Source organism: Kaistella solincola, assembly GCF_000812875.1.
Taxonomy (GTDB): Bacteria; Bacteroidota; Bacteroidia; order Flavobacteriales; family Weeksellaceae; genus Kaistella; species Kaistella solincola.
The window spans coordinates 89,462-104,178 of record NZ_JSYK01000001.1; the positions used below are offsets into that span (position 1 = coordinate 89,462).

The window sequence follows — 14,717 nt, forward strand, 5'->3', positions numbered from 1 at the left end:
ACATTCGGAAAAAATGAAAAAAATCAGCATTTTTTTATTATTATTTATGGTGAGTTTTTCCTTCGCACAACAGAAAGGAAAACTCAGAAAAGTAGCAACGATTGGCTTTTTAAATGTCGAAAACCTTTTTGACACCGTACCCTCCACGGATTATATCGACGGCACCAAAGATTTCAGCAATCCCGCCTTTCACAGAAGTGTGCCTTTGGATTCTTTAAAATATCTTGAAACCACGGAAGAATATCGTGGTGAATGGAAAAATGAAAACCTGAAAGGTAAAAAAGTAATCCGCCATCAAATTTTGACTGATGAATTCACCTCAAAAAGTGCGAAAAACTGGGATACCAAAAAATATAAGCAAAAAATAGCCAACGAAGCTAAAGTCATTTCGGAATTGGGTGCGCAATACACCAAAACCGCGCCTGCAATCGTCGGTTTGATCGAGGTGGAAAACCGCCAGGTTATCGAAGATCTCATCAAGCATCCGCTTTTGGCAAAATACGATTACGGCATTATTCATTACAATTCTTTCGACGCGCGCGGAATTGATGTTGCTTTAATTTATCAGAAAAGAAGATTTACTCCGACAAATTCCATAAAAAAGGAAATTAAAATTTTCAACGACGAAGGAAAACGTTCCTACACCCGAAATATTTTGGTCGCTACCGGATTTTTAGACAATGAAAAAATTGCCGTTTTCATGAATCACTGGCCGTCCCGAAGTGGTGGCGAAGCCGCGTCTTTACCGAAAAGAAATGCCGCAGCCGTGGTTTTGAAACAGCAGATGGACAGCATCAGGTTAAAAGACCCAACTACCAAGCTTTTCGCAATGGGCGATTTTAACGATGATCCGGTGAGTTCAAGTTTAAAAAACCATTTAAAAGCGGTGCTGAATCCTAAAGATTTAAGCGCTGAAAATCCTTACCTGAACTTGATGTATCCGCTTTATAAGCGCGGTGTAGCGTCTTTAGCATATCAGGATGCGCCGAACCTTTTCGACCAGATTATCGTGAGCGGAAATGTAATTTCAGATGAAGTTGGTAAAGATTATTCGGTATACAAAACTGAAATTTTTGCGCCATCGTATCTCATTAATAAAGAAGGAAATTTTAAAGGTTATCCTTTCCGTTCCTGGAACGGAGATTCTTTTACAGGCGGTTACAGCGACCACTTTCCGGCATTTGTAGTGCTGCAGCGCGAAGTTGACTAAAACCAAAAATTACCGGTTATTTGGCCCAATTTTTTGGTTTTGAAATTATTAATTTAAAAACATTTAAAATGAAAAAATTAAAGGCTATACTCGGTATTTTTATTTTGATGTTGAGCTGCGCGCCAAAAGCAGTGCCTTCGGCAAATGACGAAAAACCGGGCATTCAGGCCCAAAAAAATGATGAAGGCGAATATGACTTGGAAGTTTTCGACACGCAATACGATTATTTTCTGAACGCTATCGCAAGACCGATGAGCATGTATTCGGAAACCTATCTGAAAAGCAAAAACGCTTTTTTGGTGAGCGAATGGAATTCCTATTATTTTTCCGGGCGCTACAGAAATATTATTGAATCATCAATCGACTACGACCCGACCATCGATTACGGTTTAAAATATGAATATAAGCTCTACCAGGTTTTTGCTTATGTTAGCTGGAAATATGGTTTGAAGATGAACGGCCTCAGCGGAGTTGACGCGCGGTAACCTAAAAAAACAAAAAAAGTTCAGAAAATCTGAACTTTTTTATTTTGAAAAAAAATTAGCTGTTATTTGTTGAATTTCTCTTCAACTTTGTCCCAGTTAATTACATCGAAAAATGCAGTAACATAATCGGGTCTTCTGTTTTGGTAATTTAGATAATATGCGTGTTCCCACACATCCAATCCTAAAAGTGGTGTTCCTTGGCAATCTGCAACCGGCATCAGCGGGTTATCCTGGTTTGGTGTAGAGCAAACTGAAACCGAACCGTCATCTTTTTTGCAAAGCCATGCCCAGCCTGAACCAAATCTGGTTTTTGCAGCTTCGGTAAAATCTGTTTTAAATTTTTCAAAACCACCGTAAGATTCGATTGCCGATTTTACATTTCCGACAGGTTCGTTGCTGCCGCCAGGTGTAAGAATTTCCCAGAAAAGTGTGTGGTTATAGTGACCGCCACCATTATTTCTAACTGCAGTTTTATCAGTACCGGTTTTGCAAACTTCTTCGATGGATTTGTTTGCTAAATCTGTACCTTCAACTGCTTTGTTTAAATTATCTACGTAACCCTGGTGGTGTTTGGTGTAATGAATTTCCATTGTTTTAGCATCAATGGTTGGTTCTAATGCGTCGTACGCATATCCTAATTTCGGTAATTCGAATGCCATAATATTTTGATTTATATGTTATATCCAAATTTACTCATTATTTAGAACAATTCCAGTGTAGCGCAATCACTTTAATAAATCTTTAACATTGAAAAAACAAAAAAAACCTGCAAAAAGCAGGTAATTTTTCAATATTTTAAAGCAATTCAGCTAAAAATTAGCGATTCATTGACATTAAAAATTCCTCGTTATTTAAAGTGTTTTTTATGCTTTTGTTTACGAATTCCATCGCTTCCACCGGATTCATGTCCGCCAGATATTTTCTTAAAATCCACATTCTCTGCTGCGTGATTTCATCTAAAAGAAGATCATCGCGACGCGTGCTGGAAGAAATTAAGTCAATCGCCGGATAAATTCGCTTGTTGGCGATTTTACGGTCGAGCTGAAGTTCCATATTTCCAGTTCCTTTAAATTCTTCGAAAATTACTTCGTCCATTTTAGAACCTGTATCGATCAATGCTGTCGCAATGATGGTTAATGAACCACCACCTTCGATATTTCTCGCCGCACCGAAAAAGCGTTTCGGTTTGTGCAACGCGTTAGCATCCACACCACCGGAAAGAATTTTCCCGGACGCCGGCGTTACGGTATTGTAAGCACGTGCAAGACGCGTAATTGAATCTAAAAGAATCACCACATCATGACCACATTCCACCATTCTTTGTGCTTTGGAAAGAACCAAGTTTGCCACTTTTACGTGTTTGTCTGCTGGCTCATCAAAAGTTGATGCGATAACTTCCGCGTTTACGCTTCTTTCCATATCGGTAACCTCTTCCGGTCTTTCATCGATGAGCAAAATCATCATATAAGCTTCCGGATGGTTCGCGGAAATTGAATTTGCAATTTCTTTCAGCAACATGGTTTTACCGGTTTTCGGCTGTGCTACGATCATCGCGCGCTGCCCTTTTCCGATCGGCGTAAATAAATCTACAATTCTTGTGGAAGGTGTCGCGTTTTTACCTGTTAAATTGAACTTTTCTTCCGGAAAAAGTGGAGTTAAAAATTCAAACGCAACACGGTCTTTAATAAATTCCAGGTCGCGACCGTTTACTTCTGTAGGTTTTAAAAGTGAAAAATATTTTTCGCCTTCTTTTGGCAAGCGAACGATTCCTTTTACGGTATCACCTGTTTTTAAACCAAAATTCCGGATTTGATTGGTTGAAACATACACGTCATCGGGTGAGGAAATGTAAGAGAAATCGGAAGAACGTAAAAATCCGTAGTTATCCGGTAAAATTTCCAGAACACCTTCAATCGTTACTAAACCGTCGAAATTAAATTCTTTTTTTGAATTTTCTTCCTGCGCGTCGCCGTTTTGGTTGCGCTGCTGGTTTTTGTTCTGATTTGGATTTTGGTTTTGGTTGGGATTTTTATGCTGCTGTTGAGCATGTTTATTTTGATTTGGATTTCCGTTCTGCTTGTGCGGATGGTTTCCGTTTTGATGTTTTGGCGCTTCCTGCGGAATTTCAGCAGGTTTTTCAGCTTCTGCAACAACCTCATTTTCTACAATTTCCGCTTCGGCAGGTTTTTTTGGAGCTGCTACGCGCTGTCTTTTTTGGCGTCTCGGATTTGCTTCTCTTTCTTCCGGCGTTTCTTGAGGCTTTTCAGAAATTTCCGGTGCTGTTTCGGCATTTTTTTCCGTTTCAGCTATTTCAGGTTCCAAAGTTTCTGTAGTGGTTTCTTTCGGCGCACTTTCTGCTTTTTTCTTTGGTGCCGCTTTTTTCACTGGCGCTTTTTTTGGTGCAGGTGCCGGAGTTTCGGGAGAATTTGCGGGTTTTTCCGTTGCGGTGAAATAATCTTTTGCCACTTTCGTATTAGAAGCCTGAAAGTCCAGAATAGCAAAAATTTTATCGTTCTCGTTGCTGTTTTTAGCAATTTTAACGCCCAGGTCACTGGTAATTTTGGTCAAATCAGAATCCGATTTAGACCTTAACGTTTCAATATTGAACATAAATGTTACGCAAAAATGTAAGTTATAAGTAGGTGTAAGTAAGAAAGTTAAGTCGGGCGACTTTTCTTTTATAGGTCGTTATAGCTGCAAATCTACGTTTTTATTTTAATTATGCAAAAAATTATTGCTATTTTTGTAGGCAGAAATCACCATATATGCTGCAACGGATACAAACAGTTTGGATATTTTTAGCGATTTTAAGCGCGGTATTTTTATTTATTACCGGCCAGGATTTTTCGCTTTTCGGTCCGCTACCCATTATTTCTGTAATTTGTGTGGTATTGGTGCTTTTTGGATTTATCAGCATTTTGAGCTTTAAAGAACGCAAACGACAGATTTTGCTGAATAACATCAGCATTTTTATAAACGCTTTGTTGCTCGGTTTATTGGCGTATTGGATACTCACCTTACCCGGAGGAATTGATTTTCCTGAGAAGGGTATTGAGCCACTTTTTCCACTTTTAGCAATTGTTTTTTTACTGATTGCAAACTTATTTATTCGGAAAGATGATCGGCTCGTAAAATCTGTAGACAGACTCCGCTAGACGTACAACGATTTTTTTTGAGTGAAACAGCCCATTTTTGGGCTGTTTTTTCATTTCAGTACCCTACGCTATTTTTTATCTGGAACATTTTTAAATTCCGTAATTTTGCCCCTTAAATTAGTGAATGAAACCATTTCAACGCATTTTATTCTTCGCAAAACCTCACCAGCGGTTTCTGTTTGCCAGCATTTTTTTCAATATCATGTATTCCGTGCTGAATATATTTTCAGTCGCCACCATGCTGCCCATTTTAGGTTTGATGTTTGGCACCGTAGAAAAAGTTGATACTTCCGTAACACCAAAATATTCCGGGCGAATTGTTGATTTTTTTGGTTTTGCTAAGGATTGGGCGTACTATACTATTCAGACAAATATCGATCAATACGGTGCCGTAAGAGTTTTAGCAGTATTATGTGTAATCACGTCGGTAGCCTTTCTTTTCAGGAATATTTTCCGCTATTTGGGCGCTTATCTTCTTGTAAATTACCGCGTTGGTATTACAAAAGATCTCCGCACCGCGATGTACGATAAGTTTCTGAAGCTACCGGTTTCATTTTTCACCGAAAAACGCAAAGGTGATATGATGTCGCGCATTTCCAACGATATCGGAAGCGTTGAAAACGGAATTATGGGAAGTTTGGTGGATGTCATTAATTCGCCATTTATGATCATTACCTCGCTCATCACTTTATTTATACTTTCACCTCAGCTTACCCTTTTCTCCTTGCTGGTTTTTCCTGTAATGGGCGGCATAATCGGCTGGGTTGGTAAAAGTTTAAAGAAAAAAGCCACCGCCGCGCAGGAAGAACTCGGGAATTTATTTTCATTAGTTGATGAAACGTTGAAATCTTCGAAAGTCATTAAAATTTTTAATGCTGACAAAATTCTCAAAAACCGCTTTAATTCCACCACCGATAACTGGCAGAAATATGCAATTGGCATGAGCCGCCGCCGCGAATTGGCTTCACCGATGAGCGAATTTTTAGGTTCTGTAACCATTTTAATTATCACCTGGTTTGCCGGAGTTCAAATCCTGAATGCACAAACCATGGAACCTGAAACTTTTTTGGTGTTTATTGGTATGTTTTTTCAAATTCTGGAACCGGCAAAAAAATTATCGAATGCCGTTTCAAATATCCAGGGAGGAATGGCGAGTTTAGACCGTGTTTCCGAAGTGTTGGACTACGATTTGAAAATTGATGAAATTGAAAACCCGCTGCCTATTTCAACATTAAAAGGAAAAATAGAATTTAAAAACATCGGATTTTTCTACGATAAAGACAATATTATTCTGAAAAATTTCAACCTGGTGATTCCGAAAGGAAAAACCATCGCGTTGGTCGGCCAGTCCGGTTCCGGAAAAACAACGGTTGCGAATTTATTGGCACGTTTTTATGATGTTTCCGAAGGTGAAATTCTGGTTGACGGCGAAAACATAAAAAACCTGAAAGTCACTGATTATCGAAACCTTTTAGGAATGGTAACTCAGGAATCGGTTTTATTCAATGATTCGGTTTTCAATAATATTTTGATGGGGAAACCCAACGCCACCGAAGAAGAAGTCATTGCGGCGGCGAAAATCGCAAACGCGCATCACTTCATCGAAGATCTACCTGAAAAATATTACACCAACATCGGCGATGACGGCAACAAACTTTCCGGTGGACAGAAACAAAGAGTTTCCATCGCGCGCGCGGTTTTGAAAAATCCGCCGATCATGATTTTGGATGAAGCAACCTCTGCGCTTGATACAGAAAGCGAAAGATTTGTGCAGGAAGCATTAGAAAAAATGATGGAAAACCGCACTTCACTCGTAATTGCGCACCGACTTTCAACTATTCAAAAAGCGGACTGGATTGTGGTGATGGAACGCGGAATTATCGTTGAGCAGGGCACGCATCAGGAATTATTCGGTAAAAACGGCATATACCGCAAACTCGTTGATTTGCAAAATTTCGGGTAAATAACCCGAAAAAAATTATCGCCCTATCATCTTTTTAATCGAATTCAGTTTCATCAAGGCTTCAATCGGCGTTAAAGTATTCACATCAATTTTTAGCAGCTCTTCGCGTATATTTTCTAAAACCGGATCATCAAGCTGGAAAAATGAAAGCTGCAGACTTTCTTCGGTAATCGCTTTCGCGGAGTTTTTTGATCCGCTTTGTGAACGGCTTTTTTCTAAAGTTTTCAGCACTTCACTTGCGCGGTTTACCACTTTCGAAGGCATTCCGGCTAATTTCGCCACATGAATCCCGAAACTGTGTTCACTTCCGCCCGGCACCAGTTTCCGCAGAAAAATAATACTTCCTTTATGCTCCTGAATTGAAACATGGAAATTTTTAATTCTTTCGAAATTCACCGTCATTTCATTCAGTTCGTGGTAATGCGTAGCAAATAAAGTTTTCGCCTGCGTCGGATGTTGGTGAAGATATTCTGCAATCGCCCAGGCAATGGAAACACCGTCGTATGTGGAAGTTCCGCGCCCAATTTCATCTAATAAAATCAGGCTTCGTTCCGAAATATTGTTCAGAATATTTGCAGCCTCATTCATTTCCACCATAAAAGTAGATTCGCCTGAAGAAATATTATCTGAAGCACCGACACGCGTAAATATCTTATCTAAAATACCAATTTCTGCATGTTTTGCCGGAACAAAACTGCCGATTTGCGCGAGCAGACAAATAATTGCCGTTTGCCGTAAAATAGCCGATTTTCCCGCCATATTCGGGCCGGTAACCATGATAATCTGCTGTGAATCTTTTGCCAAAAATAAATCGTTTGGGATATATTTTTCGCCCAAAGGCAAGGCATTCTCAATGATTGGATGACGCGCTTCTTTCAAATCGATTTCAAATCCGTCATTTAAAACGGGTTTCGTATAACTATCTGAAACCGCGAGTTCCGATAAACCTACGCCACAATCCAGTTCCGCGATAATCTTGGAATTTTCCTGAATCTGATCGATGTACACCATCACATTTTCGCAAACCTGGCGGTAAAGCTCCTGCTCAATTTTCGAAATTTTTTCTTCAGCGCCTAAAATCTGTTCTTCATATTCTTTCAACTCTTCGGTGATGTATCTTTCCGCGTTAACCAAAGTTTGTTTTCGGATCCAATCGTCGGGAACCTTATCTTTATACGAATTTCGGACTTCAATATAATAACCGAAAACGTTATTAAAGCTGATTTTAAGACTTGTTATTCCGGTGCGCTTTACCTCGCGGTCGCACATTTCCTCGAGAAAATCTTTTCCTTTGGTTTGAAGCCCGCGCAGGTGATCCAGCTCTTCAGAAATTCCGGTTTTTATGACATTTCCTTTCGAAATATTTACCGGAAGTTCCTCATTCACATTCTTTTGCAGATATTTAATGAGCTCTTCCAGATTCAGCAAAGGTGAAACCCAGGCTAAAACTTCATCGTGCGGACGCAGCAGCTCGTTAATTTTGTGAATATTCAGCAAACTTTGCCGCAAATAACCAATTTCTTTGGGACAGATTTTTTCCGACGCCAGTTTCCCGAGCAAACGGTCCAAATCTGAAATGGATTTTAAAAGTTGAAGGATTTCGTATTTCAGATTTTCTTCTTTATTGAAAAATTCAACCAAATCTAACCTGCGGTTAATTTCGCTCACCGATTTTAAAGGCAGAATAAGCCGGCGTCTCAGCAATCTTCCGCCCATTGGCGTGCAGGTTTTATCGATAATATCGAGCAGAGATTTTCCCTGCGGATGGCTTGGGAAAACAATTTCTAAATTCCGCAAGGTAAAATGATCCATCATCAGATAATCATCTTTCGGAATGAGTTTTATGGTCGTAATATGCTGTAAAAGAGCGTGGTGCGTATCTTCCACCAAATAAGCGAAAATGGCGCCGGCGGCGATAATTCCCAGTTTTACATCTTCAATTCCGAAACCTTTTAAGGAATTTGTTTTGAAATGACCGGTTAATTTTTCGTAGGCATAATTGTATTGATAAGCCCAGTCTTCCAGCTTGAAAGAACTTCGGTTTGCAAGCTGAGTCGGCAGTTCCGTGCGTCTTTGGTAAATAATTTCGCTCGGATCAAAAGTGCCGACAATGTGCAGCAACTGCTCTAAATTCCCTTCCGAAGCAAGAAATTCTCCCGTTGAAACATCGATCAAAGCCAAACCGTATTTTTCTTTTTCCTTATGAATGGAAAGTAGAAAATTATTCTTTTTCGAGCTTAAAACCTGCTCGTTGAAAGTTACACCGGGCGTTACGAGCTCGGTGACGCCCCGTTTTACAATTCCTTTTACCGATTTTGGATCTTCGAGTTGATCACAAATCGCGACACGCAAACCGGCGCGCACCAGTTTCGGTAAATAAGAATCAATTGAATGATGCGGAAAACCCGCGAGTTCGATATGCCCGTCGCCGTTGGCTCTTTTTGTTAAAACAATTCCTAAAATCTGTGCCGTGCGAATGGCATCTGCACCAAAAGTTTCGTAAAAATCTCCCACGCGAAAAAGCAACAGCGCATCCGGATATTTCGCCTTGATGGTGTTGTACTGCGTCATGAGTGGAGTTTCCTTTTTTTCTTTTGCCACGGCATCTTTTTTAAAAATTGTTGAACGGAAAAATTCAGGCTTAAAAACCTTATTTTTGCCAAAAATACGAAAATGGGCTCCACCAAGAAACTGAAACTGGAAGAATTAGGACGAATAGATGTTGAAACATTTAAACAGACGAAAAAAACGCCGCTCGTTGTGGTTTTGGACAATGTTCGCAGCATGCATAATGTGGGCGCAATTTTCCGTACGGCAGATGCTTTTTTGATTGAAAAAGTGGTTTTGTGCGGCATTACACCGCAACCGCCGCATCGCGAAATTCAAAAAGCGGCTTTGGGCGCGACGGAAAGCGTTACCTGGATTTACGAAAAAAATGCCGCTGAAGCACTGAATAAATTAAAACAAGAAAACTTCAAAATCATTGGAATTGAGCAAACTTCCAATTCTGAAAATATTGCCGATTTTGCCGTGAATAATTCCGAAAAATATGCCGTGGTCTTAGGAAATGAAGTGGATGGTTTAAGCGACGAAGCTTTTCCCTTTTATGACAATTTCCTGGAAATTCCGCAGCTGGGAACTAAACATTCGTTAAATGTTTCGGTGTGTGGCGGAATTGTAATGTGGGAATTTTTTCAGGCTTTAAAGCAGTAATTTTTGCTAAATATCTTTTTGCTAAATCGGAAAAAACAGCCAAATAGCGGCCAAAAAAATCTCTTTCAAAAAATGAAAGAGATTTTTAATTTTAGTTGAAATTATCGCCAACCGCCACCGAGCGCGCGATAGAGTTCGATGCCGGCGTCTAATTTAGAATATTCCGCGTTGGAAATGTTAAGTTCTGCATTAAGCTGATTGACGCTCGCGTTGAGAACTTCCAGATAATTCGCAAGACCGTAGTTCACCAGTTCCTGCGAATAACCCACCGATTTTTTATATGCGTCGAGCTCCTGTCTTTTCAAATTAATGAAAGAATCCTGCGCCTGATAAATTTTCAGCGCATCAGAAACTTCTTTTCCAGCTGTCAACACTGATCTTCGAAAGTTCAAATAAGCGATTTCTTTATTCACCAAGCTGACTTCGTATTGCGTACGGATTTGTCTTTTATTTAAAATCGGTTGTGCTAAACCCGCAACCACATTGGCAAAAAGCGAATTCACACTGAATAAATTATCTAAATCTGCAGCACCAATTCCGCCGCTGCCGGTTAACCTCAAACTCGGGTAAAAGCTAGCTTTTGCGGCGTTGGTCAATTCAAAAGCATTCATCAAACGATATTCAGCAGCTTTTACATCCGGGCGGTTTGCCAAAAGATTTGCGGGATAACCCAGTTCCAAACTGGCCGGCATTTGTTGTGCAAAAATGGTCGATCTTTCGATGGCGTGACTTGGTTCGCCCATCAACAGACTGATTGTATTTTCAAGCAAAGCAATCTGAACATCGATGCTGATCAACATGGATTCGGCATTGAAAACCAGGGCTTCACTTTGCTGAACGGCAACTTCGGTCAGCGTGCCGGCCTCCTTCAGCGCGTTTGTTGTTTCGAGGTTTTTCTTGCGGACCAAAATGGTTTCGTTGATGATTTTTTTCTGATTATCGAAAGTCAAAAGCTGATAATACGCGGAAGCGATGCTTGCGACCAAATCGCTTTTCACGGTTTGATGCGCTGCGACGCTCCCTAAATAATTTGCTAATTCTGCCTTTTCCTGGGATTTTAATTTTCCCCAAATATCAGCTTCCCAACTGGCGTTCGCAGAAATATCGAACGAATTGTTGTATTTTCTTTGATTTAAAATCTGCCCGGATTGGGTATTCAAAGATTGTGTTTGAAAGGTGTAATTTGGTCCTGCAGAAAGTGTTGGCAAATACGCAGCTTTACTTTGCTTTAAATAAGATTCTGCAGCGCTGATGTTTTGAAGCGCTACGCGAACATCCAGATTATTTTCGAGCGCCGTGGCGATATGTTTCTGCAAAATGGGATCGGTGAAAAAATCTTTCCAGAAAATCGTTGCCATCGAAGTAGAATCTTTCGGCAGCAAATCTGTGCGGAACAGGTTTTCATTAACCACATTTTTCGGCGTTACGTACTTTTCACGCGTCATACACGACGAAAGAAAAACCACGCTAATGACGAGCGAAAATAAATTTATTTTGAGGTCTTTGTTCATTTTTTTCTAATTTTTCGTAACCTGAATTATTCTGAAAGATTAATTTCTTTTTTCTTCAATGGTGAAACCTTTTCCTGCAGATATTGGAAAATGACATACAGCACCGGAATTGCAATCAACCCGAAAAATGTTCCGATAAGCAAACCTGCGGCCGCACCTGTACCAATTGATCGGTTTCCGACGGAACCAATTCCGGTCGCAAAAACCAGTGGCAACATCCCGAAAATAAAGGCAAAAGAAGTCATTAAAATTGGTCTTAGTCGTGCTTTTGCGGCATTAATAGCGGACATCGCAATTGATTCACCGTGATGGCGCCGCTGCAGGGCAAATTCCACAATCAAAATACCGTTTTTCGCCAGCAAACCTATCAACATGATAATGGCAATTTGGAAATAAATGTTGTTTTCAAGCCCAAAAATTCTCTGACCAAAAAATGCGCCTACAACTCCTAACGGTAAAGAAAGAATCACCGAGAACGGGAGCAGATAACTTTCGTACTGCGCCGCCAAAATAAAGTAAACGAAAAGAAAGCTCAATAAAAAGACGACGTAAGTCTGGGAACCCGCTTTCATTTCTTCTTTCGAAAGTCCCGTAAATTCTACATCATAACTCGCCGGCAGATTTTCTGCCGCAACTTCCTGAACGGCTTTAATCGCATCACCGGTGGAAAAACCTGGATTACTTGAACCGCTGATTCCAACTGAGGTAAAGAGATTGTAACGCTCCAAAGATTGCGGCCCGAAAGATTTTTCCAAAGTTACAAACTGGGAAATCGGAGCCATGGCGCCGGAAGCGGTTTTCACAAAAATGGAATTTAAGCTTTCCGGATCGCGACGGTCATTAGGCAAAGCCTGAACCATAACGCGGAACTGCTTTCCGTATTTGGTAAAATCTGAGGAATAAATTCCACCAATATATCCTTGCATGGTACTTAAAATACTGTTCAAAGTAACGCCGCTTTCTTTTGCGCGCGGAACATCAATCACCATTTGAAACTGCGGATAATTGGTGTTGAAAGAAGTTGAAGCAAACTGTATTTCCGGTCTTTGCATTAAAGCACCGATGAAATTTTGAGTTACACTATTTAATTCATTGATGTCACCGCCGGATCTATCGAGCAAAACGGCCGAAAAACCATCGCTGGAACCAAATCCGGGAACACTTGGTGGCGAGAAGAAGATAATTTTAGCATCGGGATATTTACCTGCCAAACCAAATAATTTCTTGGTGATTTCGTCAACGCTTTGTCCTTTTTCGTGGCCGCGTTCATTAAAAGGTTTTAATTTGATGAAAGCCTGACCGACGTTTGAACCTTGACCAGACATGAAACCACGGCTCGCGGTAAAACTTACGTTTTGTACACCGGGAATTTTTCGGGCTTCAGCCTGCAAATCTTTTAGAATATTATAAGTTCTCTCCATAGACGCGCCAGGAGGAAGCTGAACATCGGTAAATAAAATTCCGCGGTCTTCTTTCGGAATAAAACCGGTTGGCATGGTAGAACTTGCCCACCAAAAAGTAAGTGCTCCGGCGGCAAAAATGAGTAAAGTCACCCATTTGTGTCGTAATAAATACGAGAATGAATTGCCGTATTTTCTCGTAGTCGCACTGAATCCTGCATTAAACTTGCTGAAGAATTTCTGCATGAAATTCATTTCAGAATATGCTTTACTATGGTGCTTTGGCGGTTTCAAAAATAACGAACACAAAACCGGACTTAACGTTAACGCATTAACTGCGGAAATTAAAATAGCAATTATCAGCGTGATCCCAAACTGTTGGTAAAAAACACCCGTTGGACCCGTTAAAAATGTTACGGGAATAAATACCGCCGCCATTACCAAAGTAATGGAAATAATTGCGCCGGTGATTTCGTCCATGGCTTCAACCGTAGCTTTTTTAGCGTCCGTAATGCCGTGTTCCATTTTAGCGTGCACGGCTTCCACGACGACAATCGCGTCATCGACAACAATACCGATGGCCAGAACCAATGCAAAAAGCGTCAATAAATTGATGGAATAACCGAGTAAATTCAGGAAGAAGAATGTTCCGATAATGGAAACCGGTACCGCAATAGCGGGAATTAAGGTAGAACGGAAGTCCTGCAAGAAGAGGAAAACCACCAAAAACACCAATACGAAAGCTTCCAGCAAAGTGGTAATTACTTTTGCAATTGAAGCTTCGAGGAATTCATTGGTATCGAAATTTATACTGTAACCTATGCCTTTAGGCAAAGTTTTTTCGGTCTCTGCGAGCAGTTTTTTAATTTCGGTAATAATTTCCTGCGCGTTGGAACCCGGCGTCTGGAAAATTCCCATACTGATAGAGCGTCGACCGTTGTTTTCCCCGATTCCGCCGTAGCTTTGCGCATCGAGCTTTATTTCTGCGACATCTTTTAAACGGAGATATTCACCATTGCCCATGGCACGGAGAATAATATTTTCGAACTGGTCAACTTCATTATATTTCCCTTTGTAGGTAATGATATACTGAAAAGAACTTCCGCTGTTTTCGCCCAAGGCACCGGCAGCTGCTTCACGCGACTGCTCGTTGATAGCGGCAGAAACTTCCGAAGGTTCCAGGCCGTACGCCGCCATTTTTGCGGGGTCTAGCCAAATTCGCATCGCGTAATTTTTTCCGCCAAAAGCCATTGCATCACCTACACCATTTACCCGTTTTAAAGCCGGAATAATATTGATGTTCATGTAATTCTGCAACCAAACCTCATCTAAATCAGGATTTGAGGTGAAAAATGTCAGATACATCAACGCACTGGTTTGCTGCTTGTTCACCTGCACTCCGGAGCGTGTAACTTCCGATGGTAAAAGCGGCATTGCGCGCTGCACCTGGTTTTGAACATTTACCGCGGCGATATCGGGATCAATCCCCTGTTTAAAGAAAATCTGAATGGAAGCGGAACCGTTATTTCCGGCTGAAGAAGAAATATAATCCATTCCTTCCACACCGTTTACCTGTTCTTCGATCGGGATAACAACACTGTTCATCACCGTTTGCGCATTGGCTCCGGTATAATTTGCCGAGATTCTTACGGTTGGCGGCGCAATATCCGGATATTGGGTTACTGGCAAGGAAACCAAGCCCAGAATACCTAAAATGACAATGATAATGGAAATTACCGTTGAAAGAACCGGTCTGTTTATAAACTTTTTTATCATCTTA

At 40.7% G+C, this 14,717-nt stretch carries 10 protein-coding genes; 5 read left to right on the top strand and 5 right to left on the bottom strand.

What is annotated here, in order from left to right; all coding sequences use genetic code 11:
- Window positions 1–13 precede the first annotated feature (13 nt).
- The gene (locus OA84_RS00405) at window positions 14–1,210 is read left to right on the top strand and encodes an endonuclease/exonuclease/phosphatase family protein (protein WP_039340724.1); all 1,197 of its coding nucleotides are present in this window, start codon (window positions 14–16) and stop codon (window positions 1,208–1,210) included.
- Between the two features lie 68 nt (window positions 1,211–1,278).
- Complete coding sequence (locus OA84_RS00410) at window positions 1,279–1,695, top strand: DUF6146 family protein (RefSeq protein WP_039340727.1); 417 nt, start codon at window positions 1,279–1,281, stop codon at window positions 1,693–1,695.
- A 62-nt stretch (window positions 1,696–1,757) separates the two neighbouring features.
- On the opposite strand, the gene OA84_RS00415 is transcribed toward OA84_RS00410, so the two are convergent.
- Window positions 1,758–2,354: a superoxide dismutase gene (locus OA84_RS00415; protein WP_039340730.1), complete on the bottom strand. Its 597-nt coding sequence runs from the start codon at window positions 2,352–2,354 to the stop codon at window positions 1,758–1,760.
- A gap of 157 nt (window positions 2,355–2,511) precedes the next feature.
- On the bottom strand, window positions 2,512–4,305 hold the full coding sequence (gene rho, locus OA84_RS00420) for a transcription termination factor Rho (RefSeq protein ID WP_039340732.1): 1,794 nt from the start codon (window positions 4,303–4,305) through the stop codon (window positions 2,512–2,514).
- A 155-nt stretch (window positions 4,306–4,460) separates the two neighbouring features.
- On the opposite strand from rho, the gene OA84_RS00425 reads away from it, so the two are divergent.
- Both OA84_RS00425 and OA84_RS00430 read left to right on the top strand, forming a co-directional pair.
- Window positions 4,461–4,850 carry a DUF4293 family protein gene (locus OA84_RS00425; protein ID WP_039340735.1) on the top strand — a complete coding sequence of 130 codons (390 nt, stop codon included), beginning with the start codon at window positions 4,461–4,463 and terminating at the stop codon, window positions 4,848–4,850.
- 124 nt (window positions 4,851–4,974) lie between these two features.
- Window positions 4,975–6,813 (top strand): ABC transporter ATP-binding protein, encoded by a 1,839-nt coding sequence (locus OA84_RS00430; protein ID WP_039340738.1) that lies wholly within the window; start codon window positions 4,975–4,977, stop codon window positions 6,811–6,813.
- A 15-nt stretch (window positions 6,814–6,828) separates the two neighbouring features.
- On the opposite strand, the gene mutS is transcribed toward OA84_RS00430, so the two are convergent.
- Window positions 6,829–9,414, bottom strand: coding sequence for a DNA mismatch repair protein MutS (gene mutS / locus OA84_RS00435; RefSeq protein WP_039340741.1), 2,586 nt, complete (start codon window positions 9,412–9,414; stop codon window positions 6,829–6,831).
- Between the two features lie 72 nt (window positions 9,415–9,486).
- Here mutS and OA84_RS00440 point away from each other — a divergent pair, with 72 nt between their 5' ends.
- Entirely contained in the window at window positions 9,487–10,026 is a 540-nt protein-coding gene (locus OA84_RS00440; RefSeq protein ID WP_039340744.1) for an RNA methyltransferase, read from the top strand.
- Between the two features lie 101 nt (window positions 10,027–10,127).
- Here OA84_RS00440 and OA84_RS00445 read toward each other — a convergent pair whose 3' ends face one another.
- Complete coding sequence (locus OA84_RS00445; protein ID WP_039340747.1) at window positions 10,128–11,537, bottom strand: efflux transporter outer membrane subunit; 1,410 nt, start codon at window positions 11,535–11,537, stop codon at window positions 10,128–10,130.
- Window positions 11,538–11,563: 26 nt separating this feature from the next.
- Window positions 11,564–14,713, bottom strand: coding sequence for an efflux RND transporter permease subunit (locus tag OA84_RS00450; protein WP_039340750.1), 3,150 nt, complete (start codon window positions 14,711–14,713; stop codon window positions 11,564–11,566).
- Window positions 14,714–14,717: the final 4 nt, after the last annotated feature.